This is a genomic window from Streptomyces sp. NPDC088553 (genome assembly GCF_044752965.1).
In the GTDB taxonomy this organism is placed as follows: domain Bacteria; phylum Actinomycetota; class Actinomycetes; order Streptomycetales; family Streptomycetaceae; genus Streptomyces.
Genome location: NZ_JBIVMG010000002.1, coordinates 72,258 through 92,853, shown reverse-complemented (window position 1 = coordinate 92,853; position 20,596 = coordinate 72,258). Strand labels below are relative to the sequence as shown.

14 protein-coding genes are annotated in these 20,596 nt (G+C 71.4%); 6 read left to right on the top strand and 8 right to left on the bottom strand.

Going from position 1 to position 20,596, the window contains the following annotated elements:
- Positions 1 to 42 precede the first annotated feature (42 nt).
- Entirely contained in the window at positions 43 to 1,107 is a 1,065-nt protein-coding gene (locus tag ACIP8Z_RS05595) for a sugar ABC transporter substrate-binding protein (protein WP_402079122.1), read from the bottom strand.
- Between the two features lie 310 nt (positions 1,108 to 1,417).
- Complete coding sequence (locus tag ACIP8Z_RS05590) at positions 1,418 to 2,782, bottom strand: DUF4157 domain-containing protein (RefSeq protein ID WP_402079119.1); 1,365 nt, start codon at positions 2,780 to 2,782, stop codon at positions 1,418 to 1,420.
- Positions 2,783 to 3,336: 554 nt separating this feature from the next.
- Here ACIP8Z_RS05590 and ACIP8Z_RS05585 point away from each other — a divergent pair.
- Positions 3,337 to 4,185, top strand: a complete 849-nt coding sequence (locus ACIP8Z_RS05585) for a hypothetical protein (protein ID WP_402079116.1) — start codon at positions 3,337 to 3,339, stop codon at positions 4,183 to 4,185.
- A gap of 281 nt (positions 4,186 to 4,466) precedes the next feature.
- Here ACIP8Z_RS05585 and ACIP8Z_RS05580 read toward each other — a convergent pair whose 3' ends face one another.
- The gene (locus ACIP8Z_RS05580; RefSeq protein ID WP_402079113.1) at positions 4,467 to 5,090 is read right to left on the bottom strand and encodes a DJ-1/PfpI family protein; all 624 of its coding nucleotides are present in this window, start codon (positions 5,088 to 5,090) and stop codon (positions 4,467 to 4,469) included.
- A 100-nt stretch (positions 5,091 to 5,190) separates the two neighbouring features.
- Here ACIP8Z_RS05580 and ACIP8Z_RS05575 point away from each other — a divergent pair, with 100 nt between their 5' ends.
- The 4 genes from ACIP8Z_RS05575 (at position 5,191) to uvrA (ending at position 11,763) form a co-directional block, all read left to right on the top strand.
- Entirely contained in the window at positions 5,191 to 6,528 is a 1,338-nt protein-coding gene (locus ACIP8Z_RS05575) for a PLP-dependent aminotransferase family protein (protein ID WP_402079110.1), read from the top strand.
- A 110-nt stretch (positions 6,529 to 6,638) separates the two neighbouring features.
- Complete coding sequence (locus ACIP8Z_RS05570; RefSeq protein WP_402079107.1) at positions 6,639 to 8,093, top strand: RNB domain-containing ribonuclease; 1,455 nt, start codon at positions 6,639 to 6,641, stop codon at positions 8,091 to 8,093.
- A 376-nt stretch (positions 8,094 to 8,469) separates the two neighbouring features.
- Positions 8,470 to 8,685: a DUF6243 family protein gene (locus ACIP8Z_RS05565; RefSeq protein ID WP_402079104.1), complete on the top strand. Its 216-nt coding sequence runs from the start codon at positions 8,470 to 8,472 to the stop codon at positions 8,683 to 8,685.
- A 609-nt stretch (positions 8,686 to 9,294) separates the two neighbouring features.
- Entirely contained in the window at positions 9,295 to 11,763 is a 2,469-nt protein-coding gene (gene uvrA, locus ACIP8Z_RS05560) for an excinuclease ABC subunit UvrA (protein ID WP_402079101.1), read from the top strand.
- A gap of 194 nt (positions 11,764 to 11,957) precedes the next feature.
- Here the strand turns inward: uvrA and ACIP8Z_RS05555 are convergent, their stop codons facing one another.
- Entirely contained in the window at positions 11,958 to 12,647 is a 690-nt protein-coding gene (locus ACIP8Z_RS05555) for a hypothetical protein (protein WP_402079098.1), read from the bottom strand.
- Positions 12,648 to 13,086: 439 nt separating this feature from the next.
- On the opposite strand from ACIP8Z_RS05555, the gene ACIP8Z_RS05550 reads away from it, so the two are divergent.
- On the top strand, positions 13,087 to 13,701 hold the full coding sequence (locus ACIP8Z_RS05550; protein WP_402079095.1) for a LuxR C-terminal-related transcriptional regulator: 615 nt from the start codon (positions 13,087 to 13,089) through the stop codon (positions 13,699 to 13,701).
- A gap of 31 nt (positions 13,702 to 13,732) precedes the next feature.
- Here the strand turns inward: ACIP8Z_RS05550 and ACIP8Z_RS05545 are convergent, their stop codons facing one another.
- From ACIP8Z_RS05545 to lanKC, 4 genes are all read right to left on the bottom strand, one after another.
- The gene (locus ACIP8Z_RS05545; RefSeq protein ID WP_402079092.1) at positions 13,733 to 15,616 is read right to left on the bottom strand and encodes an ATP-binding cassette domain-containing protein; all 1,884 of its coding nucleotides are present in this window, start codon (positions 15,614 to 15,616) and stop codon (positions 13,733 to 13,735) included.
- Positions 15,613 to 17,436, bottom strand: coding sequence for an ATP-binding cassette domain-containing protein (locus ACIP8Z_RS05540; protein WP_402079090.1), 1,824 nt, complete (start codon positions 17,434 to 17,436; stop codon positions 15,613 to 15,615). The genes ACIP8Z_RS05545 and ACIP8Z_RS05540 overlap by 4 nt, the downstream gene beginning before the upstream one ends.
- Positions 17,437 to 17,583: 147 nt before the next feature.
- Positions 17,584 to 17,712, bottom strand: a complete 129-nt coding sequence (locus tag ACIP8Z_RS05535; protein ID WP_015037662.1) for a SapB/AmfS family lanthipeptide — start codon at positions 17,710 to 17,712, stop codon at positions 17,584 to 17,586.
- A gap of 44 nt (positions 17,713 to 17,756) precedes the next feature.
- The gene (lanKC, locus tag ACIP8Z_RS05530; RefSeq protein WP_402079087.1) at positions 17,757 to 20,420 is read right to left on the bottom strand and encodes a class III lanthionine synthetase LanKC; all 2,664 of its coding nucleotides are present in this window, start codon (positions 20,418 to 20,420) and stop codon (positions 17,757 to 17,759) included.
- Positions 20,421 to 20,596 lie beyond the last annotated feature (176 nt).

The window sequence follows — 20,596 nt, the reverse complement described above, 5'->3', positions numbered from 1 at the left end:
ACGGAGCACGCCGAACCGGCTCCAACTGAGGCGGCCGGGAGGCTACTTGAGGCCCAGCTTGGTGCACTTGGCGGCGAGCTCTGCGGAGCAGATGTCGGCGACCGTGTAGATGCCCTCCTCGATGACCGTGGCCTGGATGTTCGTCTTGTCGACGACCACCGGGTCGAGGAGGGTCGACGGGACGCCGTCGGTTTCGCCCTTGGCGCGGAGCGGCACGTCCATCAGCAGGTCGACCGCGAGCTCGGCGGCTTTGGGGGCGAGCTCGAGCGGGCTCTTGTAGATGGTGAAGGTCTGGGTGCCGGCGATGATGCGCTGGATGCCCGCGATCTCGGCGTCCTGGCCGCCGACCGGGATGTTCTTGATGCCGGCGTTCTCGAGGGAGGTGACGATGCCGCCGGCCATGCCGTCGTTGGCCGAGTAGACCGCGTCGATCTTGTCCTTGCCGACGGAGGAGATCGCGGCGGACATCTTCTCGCCGGCGATCTTCGGGTCCCACTCGCCGGAGGCCTCGTAGGCGATCTTGCCGACCTTGCCGTCGAGGGCGGTGTGGGCGCCCTGCTTGAACAGCGCGGCGTTCGTGTCCTTCTCGTCACCGTTGATCATCACGACGTTGGCGGAGGCGGCCCTGGCGCCGAGGGCGGCGAGGAGCGCCTGGCCCTGGAGCTCGCCGACCTTGTTGTTGTCGTGGCTGACGTAGGCGTCCGCGCCCGCGATCGCACGGTCGTACGCGACGACCTTGACGCCCTTGCCCTGCGCCTCCTTGACCCAGCCGGCGGCCTTGGTCGCGTCGACCGCGTCGAGCGCGATGACCCGCACGCCGCCGGCGATCAGCTGGTCGAACTGCTGCTTCTGCTTGACCACGTCCGAGACCGCATTGTTGTACACGATCTCGCAGGTGAGGCAGGCGCCCTTGACGGCCTTCTCGAACTGCGGTCTGTCCAGCGCCTCGTACCGCGCGGTCTTGTTCTCCGGAAGGAGCAGGCCGATCTTGGTCGAGCTGCCCTTGTCACCGCTGTCGTCGCCACCGGCCTGGCCACAGGCGGCGAGCGAGAGGGCCATCGACACCGCGGCCGTGGCTATGACGGCGCGACGCGTCACTGCGTTCATTGGGGTTGTGCCTCCCTGACGAGGCCGCGACGTTGCGGCCGAGGTGCACGAAGTCAACTCGGCCGCCACTTTGTCGTCAAGAAGTAAACGTTTAACGAGATCGCAACGGTGTCTACCGTTATGTAGGTGAATAGAAGGCCGGGAAGCGATCGCGGCGACGCCCGCTGTCGGATCCGGTCGTACCCTGGTCCGTGCGGTGCGGAGCCCGGCGCGCCGCCGATGGCGCGACCCGCGACGCGGACGGACCGGAGGAGTGCCGCGCACCAGCGGATCAAGTGCCTGACTGTCGTGGAGGCTCCTGCTGACCGCCTCAGCCCCCGTTCTCACCCTCGGCCGCGGCATTCTGAGGCGCTTGGCCGGCGGCGCCGGGCGGGTTGGGGTCGGCGGCGTCGTAGACCGGGCCGGTCAGGGCGTACATTCGGGTCTGGGTCGCCGTCACCCAGACCTTGACGACGTGCTGCGTCAGAATGGCCACCGTTATCGCTTGATGCAGATTTGCGAAATGCTGCTTGGTCTCGTTGATCCAGATGTCGAAAGCGCCGCGGCGCGAGGCAGGAACGCGCCTGTTTCGTGTCTTGTCCGCGGCGACCGCGTCGAACGTATTGCGCGTCAGCACCTCGCCCCATGTCGCCTGGGTTTCCGCGTAGGTATGGATCGTGGCGAGAGCCGTGAGGGCGTCGGTATCGGCGAAGGTAGGTGTCCCGCTGGCCCTGAGATCGTTGGGAAGAGTCCATCCTGCGGTTCCCGTGTTGGCGATCTCGGCGGGCAGGTTCTGGGAGAACGCTCCGTACGACACGGAGTTCGCGTCCGCTCCGGTGGTCGAGTCCTTCGCCAGTGTGGCCATGAAGTCGTAGAACCTCTGGTTGGGTGCTTCCGGATGCCCCCATTCGTGGGCAGGTCCGATGCAAGGGGTGATCGCGGCGCAATTTGCTTGCAGGGCGGCGAATTTGGTGGCAAAGGCGGTGACAAGGGCGGGTGAGGTCGACTTCTGGGGGTTGAACTGTCGCTTGGTGTCAGTGTCGAGGTTGCCCCAGAATGCCGCCCAGTCGGCTTTCAGTGCGGTGATCACCGCATCTCCGACTCGGTAGAATTTATTGAATACGTGGTCTCCTTGGGCGTGGCCTCCGGCCCGCTGGATGATGCCGGATCCGGTGCGGGCCTTGGCCTCCACGGATTCCGTGGTTCGCTGAACCGGGCCCACGGGCCTGCTCATGACCCGTGTGGCGTTGGCCTCAGCCGCCCGTTCGAACCGGTCGGAGGGGTCGGAGACCTTCAGGCCGCTGCCGTTGTCCGTGCCCGCCACCGGTCCCTGACGCTGCTGGATGACGTGGGTGAGTTCGTGGGCGAGGGTGTGCTTGTCACCACCGCCGTCGCCGATGACGACGTGGCTGCCGCTGGTGTAGGCACGGGCGCCGACCTCGGCGGCTGAGGCGCGGGCTGTGCTGTCGTCGTGGATGCGGACGTCGGAGAAGTCGGCGCCGAGGCGGGCTTCCATCTCCTCGCGGACCGGCTCGTCGAGAGGACGGCCGCCTCCGTTCAGCACATCGTGGACGGCGGAGCGCTGTACGGCGGCGGGCTGGGCGGTCTGCTGGTGGCCGCATCCGGCTCCGTGCCGGTGCTGCTCATCTCGCTGCACGGATGGCTGGGCGTAGGGGTGTCCGGAGAGCTGCAGCATGCGCAGGACCGCGGCGTTGCCCGCCGTGCGCTGGAGTGCGAGGAGCCCGGTCTGGTCCCCTGGGACCGTACCCCGGGGCACCGGGGATGGATCGCTGGTGGTCTGGTCGGCCTGGCGTCGGTTCTGCTGCAACGGGCTGCCTTTCAAGAGGAGCGGTCCAGGCAACATGACCCGCGGGCCCTGCCCGTCGCCAGGTCCGTTAGGGCAGACGTCGAGGCACGGATACGGACCTGCCGGGCACCGGGACGGAACGAGGAGGAGTGCTCAGCCGGCCAGGCGCGCGCCAAGCAGAGGGAGCCCTCTCGACGACCGGTGTGTCGCCGTCCTGCCTGACCGGTGTCTGGGACGTTGGGGTGGCTCGGAGCCGGGCGGGCGGCGTGGTTCCCGCAGGGGGCGGTGCCGCTTCCTAGGGTCGGAGCAGGTGCGGCGGTGGGCCGGCCGCTCAGATCTGATGGGGAGCCATGGTGGGTACGACGGACGGGTCCGGAACGGTGACGCTCGCGCTCTTGAAGGGGCGTGCCTCGCGCCGATGGGCCCGTAGGCTCGCCGCCGCCGTGGGTTTCGTGGCGCTGTGCACGATGCCCACGACCGCGGCGGGCGCGACCCCGCCGCAGGAGGGTCGGCCTTCCGCGCATGCGCCTCTGTACGTGTCCGACTACGGCAACAACAGGGTCGTGGCGTTGCCGGCGAGGGTCGGCGACCAGGTGACCGTGCCCTTCGAGGGTCTCGTACGGCCGACGGGCATGGTCGGGGACGATACGGGCCGGCTGTACGTGTCTGACACCGGCAACAACCGCGTGGTCGTGATGGCACCGCAGGGGAGCGGCCAGTCCACCGTCCCCACCGACGGCCTGTCGCGCCCCCTGGGCCTCGCCCTGGACCGGGCGGGGAATCTCTACGTCGCCGACAGCTTCAACGACCGGGTCGTGAAGGTGTCCCTGGCCGACGGTACCCAGACGACCGTGCCGACGACAGGGCTGCTGCACCCCTGGGGGCTGGCGCTGGACGCCTCCGGAAGCCTGTACATCTCCGACTTCGTCAACGACCGTGTCGTCAAGGTGGCCGGTGACGGGAGCGGCCAGTCCACGATCCCCACCGTGGGCCTCTCCCAGCCGACGGGACTGGCACTCAGCGCCGCGGGGGACCTCTACATCGCCGACAGCGGCAACAACCGCGTGGTGAAGATCGCGGAGGGCGGCGGCCAGACCACCGTCCCCACCCGCGGTCTCAGCGACCCGCTCGGTCTCGCGCTCGACGGCTGCGGCGGCCTGTACATCGCCGACGGCTTCAACAACCGGGTGGTCCGCGTCGAGGAGACAGGCGGTGGCCAGACCACCCTCCCGGCCACCGGCCTGAACACACCGACGGGCCTCGCCTTCCTGCCGAAGAACACCCGCCCCTGAAACGCCACGCTCCGGCGCCTCCGGTCCAGGTGCAGGAGAAGCGGAGGCGCACCACAGAACCTGAACCGCAGCCCAATCCCGGTTCTGGCTCAACTTCTGTGACCCGGCGTCGTGCTGGGCGGCCGCATCCACGACGGGGACACGCACCGTCGGCTGCTCCGAGGCCTCGGCGTGTCGCCAGGTCGCCCACCGAGGTATCAAGAGATACCCGACGACATCCGCGAAGCCGTACTCGTTCTCCGATATGCACGCGTCCGCCGACCACGCCCGAAGTCATCGCGTCAGGCGAGTGTCTGTGCGGGAGCGGGCAGGTACGGGGTGATGTTGCGCCAGGCGCGCTCGACGTATTCCTCCTTCTCTCCCACCGGGGCGACGTAGTGCAGTGCGCTTTCGGCGGCGTCGTTGCCCCGGTGACGGGCGATGATCCAGGCGGCGAGGTACTGCGAGGCCAGGCAGCCGCCGGCGGTGGCGATGTTGTCCTTGGCGTAGAAGGGCTGGTTGAGCACCTCGACGCCGGCGGCGGCGACCCAGGGCTTGGTGATCAGGTCGGTGCACGCGGGGATGTCGTTGAGCAGGCCGAGCTTGGCCAGTACGAGCGCGCCGGAGCACTGTGCCGCGATGAGCTGGCGCGAGGGGTCCAGGCCGCGCAGAACCTTCATGATCGCCGGGTCTTCGACGACCTCGCGAGTGGCGACGCCGCTGCCGACGATGACGGCATCGGCGGCGCACGCCTCCTCGAGCGTGGACATCTGCTCGATGACGACCCCGTTCATCGACGTCACCTTGGGGCTGGGCGTGGCGATGGTGACGCGCCAGTCGTCGGCCTTGATGCGGTTGAGAACACCGAGCGCGATCAGGGAGTCGAGCTCGTTGTAACCCTCGAAGGTGAGGATGGCGATGTGCACGGCGGAGGTCCTTCCGGCCGGGTGGGTGGGCGAGTGGGTCTTGACGGTAAGGAGCCACGAACAGGACAGTCAAAGAATTGTCATGGATACAATTCGGCGCATGGCAGCCCCGCGCTACAAACAGCTGGTCGACGCGCTCGCATCCGACATCCGGTGCGGGCGACTCGCCGCGGGCGCACGGTTGCCCACACACCGCGCTCTCGCCGCCCGCGAGAGCATCGCCGTGGTGACCGCGACTCGGGTGTACGCGGAGCTGGAGGCGATGGGCCTGGTGAGCCGGGAACAAGGCCGCGGCACCTTCGTGCGCGACATCACGGTTCCCGCTGGTCATGGCGTCGATCAGCGGGCCGTGGCCACGGACGCGGTCGACCTCAGCTTCAACTATCCGGCGCTGCCCGGCCAGGCCGACCTCCTGCGCCAGGCCCTGCGAGAGGTGGCCGCCTCTGGTGATCTCGACTCGCTGCTCCGCTACCAACCGCATCGGGGGCGTCCCCAGGACCGAGCCTCGATCGCGCGGCACCTGAGGCGTCGAGGAATCACCACGGACGCGGATCGGGTCCTCATCGCGGGCGGTGCTCAGCACGGCCTGGCCATCACCGTCATGGCCACGCTCAACGCCGGCGACGTCGTCGCGGTCGACGCACTGACCTATCCGGGATTCAAGGTGCTCGCGCATGCCTTTCGTCTCGACCTGGAGCCCATACCCGCAACCCCCGACGGGCCGGATCTCGACGCCCTGGAGAAGCTGTGCGCGACCCGCCCCGTGCGCGCGATCTACACCATGCCCACCTTGCACAACCCTCTGGGCTGGGTCATGCCGGCAGCCGACCGCAGCCGGCTGATCAAGATCGCCCGACAGTACGGTCCACTCGTCATCGAAGACGCCTCGTACGCCTACCTGGTCGAGGACCCGCCACCGCCGCTGGCCGCCACCGCGCCGGACATCACCGTCTACGTCTCGGGACTCTCCAAGAGCATCGCCACCGGCCTGCGGGTCGGCTTCGTCGTCGCCCCGCCCGCGACGCTGCCGTCGCTCGAACGCGCGATCCGGGCGACCACCTGGAACACCCCGGCCCTCACCACCGCGGTCGCCTGCCGCTGGCTCGACGACGGCACGGTCGACCACTTGGAAGCCCAGAAGCGAGGCGACGCCGAGGCCCGCCAAGCACTCGCCGGACGAGAGCTGGCAGGCCTACCTCTCGTCAGCCATCCCTCGTCCTACTTCACATGGCTGCCGCTGCCCGACGACGCACGCGCCGACCGCCTGACCGCCACGCTCGCCCGTCAGCACATCTCGGTATCCACGGCGGAGCCGTACACCACCTCGATCCACACACCACAGGCGCTCCGCCTCGCTCTGGGCTCGACCGACCTGGACCGTCTCCGGTCGACGCTGCGCACGGTGCGACAGGTCGTCCTCGAGGACGCCTGCACCTGATCCCCTCTCGACGAGCCGGCATCCTTGCGCCCCCAGACTGCAGCGGCTCATTTCCCTCGCCCGGACCCGCTCACTGCGCCGCTCCGTGGTCGCCGTCCTACGCTCGAGTCATGCGACGCCCTCAGATGCACATGTCCCGCGAGGCCCAGGACGTCCTGCTCAAGGCACTGCAGCAGCTACGGTCGGAGCTGAAGGCCCCTGCGGAGTTTCCCCTTCATGTGCTCGAAGCGGCGGAGGTCGCCAAAGCCGAGGTCCGGCTGCCCGAGAGGGACGCGACCCATCTGCCGTTGTTCACGATCGACCCACCGGAGTCGAAGGATCTCGACCAGGCCATGTTCCTGGAGCGGCGGCCCGGTGGCGGGTACCGCGTGCACTACGCCATCGCGGACGTGGCCGCTTTCGTCAAAGCGGGCAGTCCGCTGGACGCCGAGGCTCACGACCGCATCGAGACGCTGTACTTTCCCGACCTCAAGGTGCCCCTGCACCCGCCCTCGATCTCCGAAGGGCCGGCGAGCCTGCTTCCGGGCCAGGTCGTGCCCGCCCTGCTGTGGCAGCACGACCTCGATGCCGCAGGCAACGTGACCGACTCGACCGTGAGCCGGGCCAAGGTCCGCAGCCAGGCCAAGCTCAACTACGCGCGGGTCCAGCAGGACATCGAGGCCGGCACGGCCGAGGAGCCCGTCGCCCTGCTGCGTGAGATCGGCAAGCTGCGGGAAGCCGTCGAGGCCGCGCGCGGCGGGGTCGCGGTGAACCTGCCCGACCAGGAGGTCACGCTGGAGGAGGACGGCTCGTTCCGGCTGAGCTACGTGGCGGCACTGCCCGTGGAGGGCTGGAACGAGCAGATCTCCCTCATGACCGGAATGGCCGCGGCCCGGATCATGCTGGAGAGCGGCACCGGGATCCTGCGGACGCAGAAGGAGCAGACCGACCCGCAGGTGGTCCGGCGCGTGCACGCCGTCGCGGAGCACCTGGGCATCGACTGGAGGCCCGGCGTCTCGTACGCCGCGCTGGCCAACTCCCTCGATCCGGCTGACCACAAGCACATGGCCTTCCTCAGCGAGGCCATTGCCATGCTGCTCAAGGCGGAGTACACCAGCTTCCGCGACCACCACCTCCCCGAGCACACGGACCACGCGGCGATCGCGGCCCCGTACACCTACTGCACGGCCCCGTTGCGGCGTCTGATCGACCGGTACACCGGTGAACTGTGCGTGGCCGCGTGCGCCGGCCAGGCACCGCCGAACTGGGTGCTCGACGCCCTGCAGTGCCTGCCGTGCGACATGGCGCGGGGAAAGGGGAAGGTGGCGGACCGGCGCGCGGTGGACCTTGCGGAGGCCGCGGTGCTGAAGAGCCGGGTGGGCGAGGTCTTCGCCGGCCTGGTCATCAACACCGACGCGGAGGACGACAAACCGAAGGAGGGCACGGTGCACCTGGCGGAGCCCGCCGTGATGGGCAGACTCACGTCCGGCGCCGAGCTCGACCTGGGTGTGAGCGTCCGGGCCAAACTCACACGTGCCGACCCCTTCTTCTCAGGCAGGAACAAGATCCTCTTCACCACGGTGTAGCGGCTCGCGGCCCCCTCATGGTGTGCGGGGGGCGGCCCCGCCCGCCGACCTGTGGGCCGCCCCGGGCGGCCCACGGACCGTTCTCTCCCGACCCTGGGGACATCGCATGCGTCGCGGGTGCGAAGCGGCGAAAGAGGGAGCAAGCGAGACGAATCCTCATGTCGGCAGCGTCCCCGAGACCACTGACTACGCCCGCGGCGCCCCGGAAAGGGGTTGGTCTCCGGGCCCGCCGGAACCGGGTAACGTATTTGTCATGTTCTTCCAGATGCCGATTTACGAGTGAGAGCGTGACGGGCCCCGCTGTCCTTCGACGCAGCCGCCCCGTCCCCCCGCCGATGAATCCGCAGATCACTTCACACCACCACCGGGAGAACCCGTGACCGACAGCAAGAACATCAACAACCCCGTCGGCCAGGGCGGCGGCCAGCGCAAGAAGCTGTCACGCGCCGAACGGCAGAACAACGGTCCGCACCGCAACCTCGACCGCCAGAGTGCAGCCGACAAGAAGGCGGAACTGGTGCGCAAGATGCGCGAGAAGACTCGCGCGACTGAGGACGTCGCGGAGGCGAGCGACGACAACGCGCAGAGCTGACGCACCGCCGCCGCGGGGCGGTACCGCACAGGGGCAGGGCCCGGACCGCAACGCGCGGTCCGGGCCCTGCCGCAGTAACGGGACTCTGTCGCAGTACCGGAACTGTGCTGTCTTCAAGAATGGGCGCCGCCGGGCCCGTACAGGGTGGCATGGGGCGCTGACAGGCTCGTGGTGGTGGTCGGGCTGCTGGACGCGCCTGCGGCCTCCCGTGGGGAGCCGGGAGGCGGGCGCGGCCCGGCCCCCCGCGGGCGACACGGGGCCGGGCCGGCGGCCATGCGCCGCAGGATCGGGGCTGCGGGGGCCGCTTGGGAGTCACCCTGCCACCGCGCCGACCAGGTACGCCAGAGGCGTGCACGAACTGGCCTCCGGCATATGCGACGAGGGTCGGTTCGAACTCTGCGCGCAGGCACAGCCGGTCCGGCCGGATCTCCGCGTGCAGCGGCCTGTCCCACGACCGGGCCACACGGGTTGCGTGCGCCATCACGAGCAGGAGCTGGGAGCCCCCGGCCGGATCATCCACGGTCAAGCACTCTCGAAGGTTCCCCAAGATCGGGGGCCGGGGACGGCGCCTGTCGCGCGGTTCGCGGCGCAATCAGGTAGTCAGGAAGCGTGAACGAGGACGCGACCGACCCTTTCGTGCATGTCCGGGGCGCCGGCGAGAACAACCTGCGGAACATCGATGTCGACGTTCCGCGGAACGCGCTGGTCGCCTTCACCGGCGTCTCCGGTTCGGGTAAGTCCTCGCTCGCGTTCGGCACGCTCTACGCGGAGGCCCAGCGGCGCTACTTCGAATCCGTGGCACCGTACGCCCGAAGGTTGTTGCAACAGGTCGGCGCACCGCACGTGCGGGAGATCACCGGACTGCCGCCGGCCGTGGCCCTGCAGCAGCGACGTGGGTCGCCCAGCTCGCGCTCGACGGTCGGAACCCTCACCACGCTGTCGAATCTGTTGCGCATGCTGTACTCCCGCGCCGGCACCTATCCGCCCCGGGCCGCACGGCTGGAAGCCGAGTCGTTCTCCCCCAACACGGCGGCCGGAGCCTGCCCGGAGTGCCACGGGCTGGGTGCCGTGCACGACGTCGCCGAAGACCTGCTCGTCCCGGATCCCTCACTGAGCATCCGCGAGGGGGCCATCGCCGCCTGGCCGGGCGCCTGGCAGGGCGCCAACCTGCGCAGTGTCGTGAGCGGCCTGGGAATCGACATCGACCGGCCGTGGCGCAGGCTCAGGAAGAAGGACCGGGACTGGCTGCTGTACACCGACGAGCAGCCCTCCGTATACGTCGAGCCGGAGGAGGGCCGCGTCGACTACGGCTACCAGGGGAAGTTCTGGAGCGCCCGCAAGCACGTCATGCACGTCCTCGCCGACTCCAAGAGCGAGAAGTCACGCGAACGGGCGCTGCGGTTCGTCAGGAGTGTGCCCTGCCCCGCGTGTCAGGGCAGCGGACTGCGGCCCGAGGCGCTCGCCGTGACCTTCGCCGGACGTTCCATCGCCGAGATCAACGCGATGCCGCTCACCGAGGTCGTGGCGCTGCTGCGGCCCGTCGCGGGGCGGTCCGAGGCCGACGCCACCACGTCGACCGCCCGATCGGGGGAGACGACCGAGGTCGCGGTCCGGATCTGCGGCGACATCGTCGCGCGAATCGAGGTACTGCTCGACCTGGGCCTGGGATATCTCAGCCTCGGGCGCCGCTCGACGACCCTGTCGCCGGGCGAGGCGCAGCGCCTGAGGATCGCCACCCAGCTGCGCTCGGGGCTGTTCGGCGTGGTCTACGTCCTCGACGAACCCTCCGCGGGCCTGCACCCGGCTGACGCGGAACCGCTGCTGGAGGTGCTGGACCGCCTCAAGGCGGCGGGCAACTCGCTGTTCGTCGTGGAACACGACATGGACGTGGTACGGCGGGCGGACTGGGTGGTCGACATCGGTCCCGGCGCGGGTGATGGCGGCGGATGCGTGCTGTACAGCGGCCCGGTCGCCGGACTTGAGGGGGTCGCTGAGTCGGCCACGGGCCAGCACCTGTTCGGGCGCGTCCCGCCGCTCGATCGCCGCCCGCGCACGCCGAACGGCTGGCTGCACCTGCGCGGCGTCTCCCGGCACAATCTGCACGACGTGTCCGTCGACGTGCCGCTCTGCGTACTGACGGCGGTGACGGGTGTGTCCGGTTCCGGGAAGTCGACGCTGGTGACGCAGGTGCTCGCCGAGGTCGTCCGCGGCCACCTCGGACTCGTACCCGAGGAGCCCGCCGAGGCGCAGCTGGAGGTCGACGTCCAGAACGCGTCGGGGGTCGAGTCGTTCGACCGGCTGGTCCGGGTCGACCAACGGCCCATCGGCCGAACGCCCCGATCCAACCTCGCCACGTACACCGGGATGTTCGACGCGGTGCGCAAGCTGTACGCGGCGACCGACGAAGCCAGGGCACGAGGCTACTCGGCCGGGCGGTTCTCCTTCAACGTGCCCGAGGGGCGGTGCGAGACCTGTCAGGGCGAAGGATTCGTCGCGGTGGAACTGCTGTTCCTGCCCGGCACATACGCGCCCTGCCCGACCTGCGAAGGCGCCCGGTACAACGCCGAAACGCTGGAAGTCACCTACCGCGGCAAGAACATCGCGGAAGTACTGGCGCTGTCCGTCGACAACGCCGCCGAGTTCCTGTCCGCCGTCCCCGCAGCCTCCCGCAGTCTGGAGACGTTGCGCGAGGTGGGACTGGGGTACCTGCGGCTGGGCCAGCCCGCGACGGAACTCAGCGGAGGTGAGGCGCAACGCATCAAACTGGCCACCGAACTGCAACGAGCCCGCCGCGGGCACGCCCTCTACCTGCTCGACGAGCCGACGGCGGGTCTGCACCCCTCGGACATCGCGCTACTGCTGCGACAGCTGCACCGCCTCGTCGACGCCGGCAACACCGTCGTCCTTGTCGAACACGACCTGGACACGATCGCCACCGCCGACTGGATCATCGACCTCGGCCCGGGCGGCGGCGACGCGGGCGGGCGGGTGGTCGCGGCGGGCCCGCCGACCAAGGTGGCGAAGGCCCGGCGCAGCGCCACCGCGCCCTATCTCGCGGCCAGGCTGGCGCGCTCCTGACGACAGCGCGAGCGACTGAGCACCGGTCAGCTCCGCGCGACCCCCGCCGGTGTGCGGACCGACCGCCCTGGAACGGGTGTGGAACGTCCACTGCTTCCGGAGCCCCAACCGTCGGACGCGTACTCCGAAGCCCGGGCTCGCTTTCCCCGCCCGTCCCCTCCGGCACAGGGGCCGGCGGAACGGATTCCCGGGCCTCAGCCGGGCTCGTTCGACGCGGCCGGAGCGACGGAACCGGGGGCAGCCAGCGCCGCAAGCTCCAGGGACCGCAGCAGCGCTTCCCGGTCCGCCGGCACGTACTCGTCCGCGGCGGCAGCCGCGTCCAGCACCTCCCGGATTTCGACGGCCGTCAGGCCGCGCGCCTCCGCCGCGGCCACAACACCGTCAGCCCGGCCTCGGGGCAGGCCGCGCTCCGAGGCGATCAAGTCGCGCAGCAATTCATCGCGCACCGCGAAACGGCTCATTCCGCAGTCGAGGCCGTCATCGTCCAAGTCGTCCGGGTAGGGCGCACGAGCCCAGGCACCGTTCTCGTACCAGTACACGCAGCCCAGCTCCCAGCCCTCCAACAGCTCGCGCAGGTGCTCGTACGGCAGCCAGTCCGGTGCCTGCGCCAGCATGTCGATCGAGGGTTCGTGCCACTTCACGGCACTGGACTCGTCCTCGCCGTACAGCAGGTAGCGGCCTTCTCCCATCTGCTGGAACGTCCACCAGGTGCAGCCGCGATCATCGAGGTGCAGACCTCTGTCGTCAATCCACGTCCCGCCGCGGCGAACGCCTTGGGCCTCCGCCTTCGCCGTGGCCTCCAGCACGGCGACCAGGGCCCAGCGCGCCCACAACACTTCGGCTGCCGGCAGGTTCTCCGGCCGGCCAGGCCTGTCGATCGCCATTCCGTCCCCCAGTCCATCCCGTACTCGTACAGCGCCGCATGACGGCAGAACCATGATCGTAGAACAGTGCGCTTACGGCTCCTGGACGGGTGACGGCAGCCAGGCCCCACAAGGGTGTCGAGTCCTCGCAGCGGCTGGGCCTGCATCGGTCGGTGGTCGAGAGAACGGCGTTCTGGCGACCCGCCGGACCCCCGCGCGCTCCCGCGCCCGCGCGCCGTACGGGTTCGATCTGGACATTCCTGGTTCGGCGCGGCAGGCATCACACGCCGTCGGCCTGCTTCGCCATCGGAGGGACGAGCCGGATCCGGCCGAGGCGCCCCCCGAGTGCGCCCCCTGTGCGCCCGGTGCGGTGTTCCGCCTGGTGTGGCAAGGGCAGAGGGGTGGGGGTGATTGCTCGCGTCGTGCACCTCTGGCACGGCGGAGGACCGAAGGGGTGGGAATGATACGAGTGACGGTGGTCTACGAGGCGCAGCTCCTGCGGACCGCGCTGGTCGAACTGCTGAGGTCGGGCGGGGTCATGGTGGTCTCCTCGCTGCCCCGATGGCCGCACGACCCGGCGACGGGGGCGTCCGAACCGGACGTGTACGTGGCGGACGCCGAGTGTCTGCCGCCCTCGGCGATGCGGCCCGTGGCCGCTGCCGCACCGCCCTCGGGGGAGGGCTCGGGTGTCCGTCCGGCCCTGCTGGCCCTCGTCGCCGGGCAGCGGCCGGGGGTTCTGCGGCGGGCCCGTGCCGCGGGGGCGAGCGGCTTCGTCGACCAGAACGCCCCGAAGCATCGATTACTGGAGGCCGTGCGCCGTCTGGCCAAGGGGGAGCGCTACATCGACGACACGCTCGCGCTCGGGTTCCTCCAGGCCGCGGAGATGCCCCTGACCCGGCGTGAGCTGAGCGTCCTCTCGCTGGCCGCCGACGGAGCGCCGGTCGCTGAGATCGCCGCGACGTTGTTCCTGACCAAGGGCACGGTCCGCAACTACATGGCGAGCGTCATCCGCAAGGTCGGCGCACGGAACCGCGTGGATGCCATCCGGATCGCCCAGGGCGCCGGGTGGACCTGAGCACCGCCGCGGCGTCCGCGGCGCGGTCCGCTCACTCTCGGACCTGGTTCCAGTGCCCCACGAGATCGCGGTAGAGAGCGCAGCGCGCGAGCAACGCGTCGTGCGTTCCGTGCTGGGCCCGGGTGCCGTCGAGGACGAGGATCCTGTCGGCTCGGAGTGCCGACGACAACCGGTGGGCGACCACGACCAGGGTTCCCGGCCGGGCGCTGAGCGCCCGCTCGGCCGTGGCCTCCGCGGCGGGGTCCAGGTGGCAGGTCGCCTCGTCGAGCAGTAGCAGCGGGGCGGGGGCCAGATGGGCGCGCCCCAGCGCGATCAGCTGGCGTTCGCCGAGGGACAGGGCGTCGGGCGTCAGCGTACGGTCGAGCCCGCCCACCCGGTCGACGAGCGGTTCCAGGGCGAGCGCGTCCACGGCCCGGTCGACGGCGGCCCGGTCGGCGTCGGGCCGCAGGTACCGCAGGTTGTCCCGCAGGGTGCCCGTGAAGACGTACGCCTCCTGGGGGGCCAGCACGCGCAGTGCGGTGAGCTCCGAAGGCGGGCAGGCCGCGACGGCGTGGCCGAAGAGCCGTATGTCGCCCCGCTCGGCGGTGAGCATGCCCGCCGCGACGTGCAGCAGGGTCGACTTGCCGATGCCGCTCGGGCCGACCACGGCGAGGTGTTCCCCCTGCTCGACGGTCAGATCCAGTGCGTCCAGTACGGGGCGTGCCCCGGGGCCGTACGCGGCGCGTACGTGGCGCAGCTCCAGCGCCGTGGCGGCCCGGCCCTTACGGCGCGGGCCGGGCGGGGCGGCGGCGGGGGCTGGGGGAGGGGTCGGCGTCGGGGGCAGCGGCTGGGTGAGCCGGTCGAGGACGACGAAAAGCCGCGCGCCCGCCGCGCCCAGGACGGTCATCAGTGTGTGCAGGGCGGGGAGCAGCGACTGGAGGACGTAGGTGAGCGCGCCCACCACGGACCCGGCCGTGACGCCCTGGCGGAGAAGCCACGGCGTCGTGACGAGCAGCAGGAGGACCGGCAGCTGTCCGGCCGTCGCCACCGAGAACGTGCGGACGGACGCCCAGCGGGCCAGGGCGCGCTGGGCGGCGGCCGCCTCGTCGACGGCACGGCGGTTCTGCGCGGCGGTCGTCTCCTGGGCCCCGCAGGCCACGATGTCCCGCAGTGCGGTGCGGGTGATCTCGGCGCGCCGGCCGACGGCCTCATCCGCGTCGAGGTACCGGTGCTGGGCCCGCGCCATGGGCCGCAGGGAGACCGTGAACAGAGCGAGGCCCAGGACCAGGGGCGGAACCACGACGAGGAGGAACTGCGGCGCGAGCGACAGCAGGCCGACGAGGGCCCCCACGGCGACGAAGACGAAGGAGCGGGTGGCGAGCACCAGTCCGGCGAAGCTGTCCCGGGCGATCTCGGTCTGACTCGTCAGCCGGGACACCGCCGTGGCGTCCACGCCCCCGCCCGCGGTCGTGGCGGTGCGCAGGGCGCGTACCACCGACCCCCGTACGAGCTGGTCGCGCAGTGGTTCCGTGAGGTGGGGGAGCTGGGCGAACACGCCCCGGACGACGGGAGCTCCGAGCAGGATGGCCACGGCGGCCCCCGCCAGCCAGAGGAGCCCGGTCGAGGGTGCGGCCCTCAGGAATCCGTCGTCGAGGGCGCGGGCCACGCAGTAGCCGCCGAGGAACGTCTGCGCGGATTCGGCGGCCGACCAGGCCGCCAGCTTCGCCAGGACGGCCTTGCGGCGCATGAGGAGGGACCGGAGCGAGGCCGTGACGCGCCGGGTCGAGCCCGTTTCGTCGGAGGCGTCGGCCGGTGCCGGACGAGTGATGCGCTGTGCCGTGTCCGTCTCGTCGGAGGCGTCGGCCGGTGCCGGACGGTCCGTCGCCTTCGGCGTGGTCGGTTCCTTCGCCCGCCCGGGGCCCGGAGCGGGCGTCACTCGCCCGCTCCCGTCCCCGGGACGACCGACGACGGCAGAGCGCCGGAGCCGGCGGTCTCCGGGGCAGCCTCCGGCCCGGTGGACCAGCGCGGGGCGTGCGCAGGACGGGCCTCCGCGGTGAACACCGCGCGGTACTCCGGTTCCTCCCAGAGCAGGCTGTGCGGTCCGGACCTCCGCACGCGGCCCGCCTCCATCCAGACGACCAGGTCCGCCCGGGCGGCCGTGGACACCCGGTGGGCCACGATCAGCCTGGTGCACGCCCGTGACGGTGTGGCGAGGGCGGTCTCCACCTGACGTTCGGTGGCCGTGTCGAGGCTCGACGTCGCGTCGTCGAGGATCATGAGACGGCCCCGGCCGATGAACGCCCTTGCCAGACCGAGGCGTTGGGCCTCGCCGCCGGAGAGCGGGGCGTCGTCCACCGGGGTCTCGTAGCCCAGCGGCAGAAGTCGGACGAAGGTGTCGGCGCAGGCGGCCCCCGCGGCGTCCCGGACGCTCGTCGGCGTGGTCGGGCGGGCGGGCCCGGTCCCGGCGGCCAGCGCGGCGCCGATGGTGGGGGTGGCCCCGCCGTCGAAGACGGGCCGCGCGAAGGCGTACGCGGTCGCCCCGCGCAGCTCCGACCGGGACAGTTCCGCCAGGTCGACTCCGTCCAGGCGGACGCTCCCGGCGTCAGGGTCGGTCAGTCGGCCCGCGACGGCGGCCAGGGTCGATTTGCCCGCTCCGGACCGGCCCACGACGGCGACCGTCGACCCGCCGCCGATCGTGAGCGTCACGTCCGCGATCAGGGGGACGCCGCCGCGCGTCACCCGCACCCCCCGCAGTTCCAGGTCCCCGGGCGCGTCGGGTGGCAGGACCGCGGAGCCGTGCGACATCGGCGCCAGATCGGCGAGTTCGGCGGCGCGGCCTGCCGCGCTGCGCGCTCGGACCAGCGTGCCGAGTGGTGCCGCGATGCCTCCGATCCCGGCGGCGAGCGCCGCGTACCGCGAGGCGGCGAGCAGCCCGCCCACGCTGACCTCGCCGGCGGCGAGAGCGACTCCCGCGACCGCGACGACGGCCGTGGTGAGCAGTGGCAGGAGGACGCCGCTGCGGGCCACGGCGCGGCCGTGGACGCGCCACATGCGGGTGCCGTGCCATGTCATGTCCGGCAGCGGGGCGAGGATGCGCTCCTCCTCGTGCCGTGCCGTGTCGGCGGCGGCGATGGTACGGGCGCCGCCGAGTGCTTCGGCCAGTCGGGCGGCGACGGCGCCCTGCGCCCGCTGGTAGTGGCCGACCGAGTCGGAGGACTGGGTGGCGAACGCGCGGAGCAGCAGCAGGAGCAGGGGCAGACCGGCCACGAAGACGGCGGCGGTCCAGGGGTGGATGAGGGCCAGGGCGACGAGTGCGCCGATCGGCACGAGCCCGGACGACACCGAGGTCGCGAGGGCCGCCGGGGCGGTGCCGCTGTCGGTGGCGTTGACGCACAGCCGGGCGGCGACGTCGCCGCCCGAGTGGGGTGCTGCCCGGTGGGGCGCGGTGCCGAGGAGACCGCCCAGGGCGCGCAGCCGGATCCAGGCGGTGGCGCGGGCGTTGCTGAGCTGAGTCAGAAGCACCGCGCCGGTCTCCAGGAGCACTTCGGCCGCGAGCAGTATGGCGGTCCACAGCAGCCACGTCCCCGCCTCGGGCCGGTGGCGTAGCAGCAGGTCCAGGGTCCTGCCGGCGAGCGCGGGTACGGCGAGTGAGCAGGCCGCGCCGGCGACCGAGCAGAGCAGCAGCGCCGCTGTGGTGCCCGCGGTGTGCCGTACGGAGCCGCGGAGCAGCCGGTCGGAACCGGTCGGCGAGGCCATCCGACCTCCTCTCTTCCCCTCCGGGAGCGAAGTTCCCGTCGGGCCGCCGGTGTCCGGCCCCGACGGCCGGAGCCCCGGGAGCAGCGCTCCCGGGGCTCCGTGACTCCTCACCGGCGCTCGGGGCGCCGTGCGGGAAGCCGGATCGGGTCAGTTACAGGTCGTGACGCTGAGGCTGCTGTCACCGCAGAGGAGGAGGCTCGCGCGGCTGCCGGTCTCGACATCGCCGATGGCCTCGTCCTTGGGGGTCTCCAGCGACTGAAGGTCGAAGAGGTTCATGATCGTTTCCTTTCGTAGGGGACGGGTGGTGCGGGGCGACCCCGTCACGGGGCCGGTTCGTGGGGCCGCGGGAGCGGCGGAAGGAACGGCAGGTGGGCCGGGCGGTCGCCCAGGGCCGAGGAGAGGGCGAGCAGGACGCCCGCCGTACCGGTGGAGAGGTCCATGGAGAGGCGCATCATCTGCTCGCCGGGGAAGGCGAGTCGGCCCCGGTAGGACATGGCGTGCCAGCTCAGGCAGCCGATCTGGCGGCGTACGTCCTCCGGTGTCGTGCCGGGCCCGCGGACGTTCGTACGGGCGAGGTGGAGCACCATTCCGGCGACGCCCCGGAAGAGACCGGGCTGGGCGTAGAAGGTGGCCTGCGCCGCCCGCACGATCTCGCGGCGCGCCCGGTCCAGGGCTTCGTCGCGCCGGTGCATCAGGTAGTCGTCGATCACCATGCCGATGCCCACGCTGCCCGCGCCGAGGTACGGCATCGTGCGCCAGCCCTCGTCGACCTGCAGGGTCCCGGAGGCACCGCGGACGCAGCGGCTCAGGTCGTCGTGGAGTGCCTCGGCGGCGTGGTCGAGGAGGGAGGTGTCCCGGGTGCGCTCATAGAGCCGCACGAACAGCAGGGCCCGTCCGGCGGAGCCGTGCAGGAGTCCCGTGCGCACCTTGCCTGCCGCTCCCGCCGCTCCCGCCGCTCCCGCCGTTCCCGCTGCTCCCGCCGGTCGCCCGCCCGTCCGGAGCGGGCGGGCGGACAGCTCGGCGCAGCGCAGGGCCGCCGCGTGGAGGCCGCTCTCACCGGTGGCGGTGGCCAGGGCGTCCAGGGCGAGGCCGACACCGGCCGTCCCTCCGTACAGGTCGGGGGCGAGGCCCTCGTGGTCCTGTTCGGCGACGAGTGAGGCCAGTTCGAGCGCGGCAGCCGTGTGCCCGAGTCGTTCGAGGGTCCACGCGACGCCGGCGAGCCCGTCGTAGAAGCCGAGCGGTGTGCCGGAGTCGGGCTGTTTGGCGTGCCGCAGGAGCCTGTCCTCGGCCTCCGGACATCGGGACGCCCCGCTCTCGTGCAGGGCGTGGAGCACTCCGGCGGTGCCGTGTCCGAAGGTCATGCCCCCGCCGGCGGTGGCGAACTGCGCGATGTCCCCGGGGAAGAAACGATCCTCCCTTTCGGGCGTCGCCGACGCCAGGATCGCGCCCACCATGGAGTCACGGCTGTTCGGCCAGTCGCCCGGCTCCATGGGCAGGAACCGGGAGCGGTCCGCCGGACGGCCGGGCGCCCGCGAGCTCCCGCCGGACCGGCCGCCGGCCGGGTCGCGAGTGATCTCCCGAACCGCCTCGGCCAGGAAACCGGGGGGCAGCGGGAACCGCGCCGCGGCGGTCTCCGCCAGGTGCGCGGCCTTGCCCCGGTCCACCGCGAGCAGACTCGTGAGCGGGATGAACAGCGCGATCCGGAGGCACGCGAGGGCGTACCGGTCCACATCGAACCCCCGCCGGTCGGCGGGCGCCACGAACGCCGGGTTGGCGACGGTCTGGCGACCGCCCTCCGAGGCGGGCTGGGCCGCCTCGAAGTCCAGAAGCACCACCGAGGACTCGTCCTCGGACACCATGATGTTGAACAGGTGCAGGTCGTTGAAGACGATCCCGCGTGCGTGCACCGCGGCCACGGCCCGCTCGACGAGCCCGTGGATCCGCAGCGCCCACTCCGTGTACTCGGCGAGCCGCTCCGCCGACGGATCGGCCTCCATCAGCGGATGCCTCCGCGCGAAGAAGGTGTTGAGCGGCTTGCCCTCCACGAACTCCAGCGCCAGGAAGTGGTGGTCGCCCACCGTGAAGCTGTCGAGGACCTCCGGCGTGCAGGCGAGCCCCGAGAGCCGCTCCAGCGCCTCTCGTTCGCGGTGCAGCCGCGTCACGGCGTCCGCCCCGTCGGCGGCGAGGCCGGCGTACGGCCGCGCCTCCTTCAGAACGACCCGCCGCCCGGTCCGCCGGTCCCGGGCCTCGTACACTCCACCGCCGTTGGAGAAGTGCAGCGCCTTCTCGATGTCGTACGGCATGTCCTGGACGGTCACCGAGGCCCTGGCCTCCAGGTGCGGACGCAGGAAGGCGGGGGGAGCCACCCAGGCGGGCACGTGGAAGACGGGGTCGCGCCGGTCGGGTACGAGCGTGCCTGACCCGTCCTCGACGGCCGGCCGCAGCTCCCCGTGCTCGTCGTAGCAGTGGCGGAGGGTGAAGCTGCCGTACCGCAGGTGCACGGGGCCCTGGCCCCAGCGCAGATCGCTGAGGATGTACGGACCCGGTCGGCCCTCCAGCAGCCCCGCCAGATCGGTGGCCACGCGCTCGCACTGCTCGTCGTCGGCCGGATACACGGTGATGAACTTGCCGCTCGCCGAGCGGTCCGCGTACTTGGCGTTGCGCTGGTGCAGCAGGTAGCGACTGGGGACGAACTTGAAGGCCACGTCCTGTCCCAGACAGTACTCGCGGACCGTGGCGAGGATCGCCTCCGCGTTGTCGAGACAGGCGGAGACGTGGATCTTCCAGCCCTGCGACGGGAGCGCGTGGTCCAGGGGGCGCAGGGCGAGCCAGTCGCCCGTACGGTGGGATGTCCAGCCCTCGGGTACGGGGAGGGCGGCCGCCCGGTAGAGCGCGTCACCCGCTCCCTCGGCGAAGACCAGACGGTGCGGCGCGTCGTAGAAGTGACGGTCGGCGTCGCAGAACACCGCGTACCCCTTGTTCACTGCGCACTCCCTCGGTCGGTGACGGACACGACGCTGTCACGTCCCCCGAGGCCCCCGACAGTCGCCGCTGTCACCTTCCACCTATGCGGAACGCACAGGTAACAACGGCCCCGCGCATGACTCCGGTCCGCACGAACGGCCCCGCTCCTGACGGCCGACGGCCGGGGCACGACGGG

Excerpts from the sequence above, each read along its gene's own strand:
- ACIP8Z_RS05555 (WP_402079098.1), bottom strand. The coding sequence starts at position 12,647 with ATGGCGATCGACAGGCCTGGCCGGCCGGAGAACCTGCCGGCAGCCGAA.
- ACIP8Z_RS05590 (WP_402079119.1), bottom strand. The coding sequence starts at position 2,782 with ATGCTGCAGCTCTCCGGACACCCCTACGCCCAGCCATCCGTGCAGCGA.
- ACIP8Z_RS05595 (WP_402079122.1), bottom strand. The coding sequence starts at position 1,107 with ATGAACGCAGTGACGCGTCGCGCCGTCATAGCCACGGCCGCGGTGTCG.
- ACIP8Z_RS05570 (WP_402079107.1), top strand. The coding sequence starts at position 6,639 with ATGCGACGCCCTCAGATGCACATGTCCCGCGAGGCCCAGGACGTCCTG.
- ACIP8Z_RS05540 (WP_402079090.1), bottom strand. The coding sequence starts at position 17,436 with ATGGCCTCGCCGACCGGTTCCGACCGGCTGCTCCGCGGCTCCGTACGG.
- ACIP8Z_RS05575 (WP_402079110.1), top strand. The coding sequence starts at position 5,191 with ATGGCAGCCCCGCGCTACAAACAGCTGGTCGACGCGCTCGCATCCGAC.
- ACIP8Z_RS05535 (WP_015037662.1), bottom strand. The coding sequence starts at position 17,712 with ATGAACCTCTTCGACCTTCAGTCGCTGGAGACCCCCAAGGACGAGGCC.
- ACIP8Z_RS05550 (WP_402079095.1), top strand. The coding sequence starts at position 13,087 with ATGATACGAGTGACGGTGGTCTACGAGGCGCAGCTCCTGCGGACCGCG.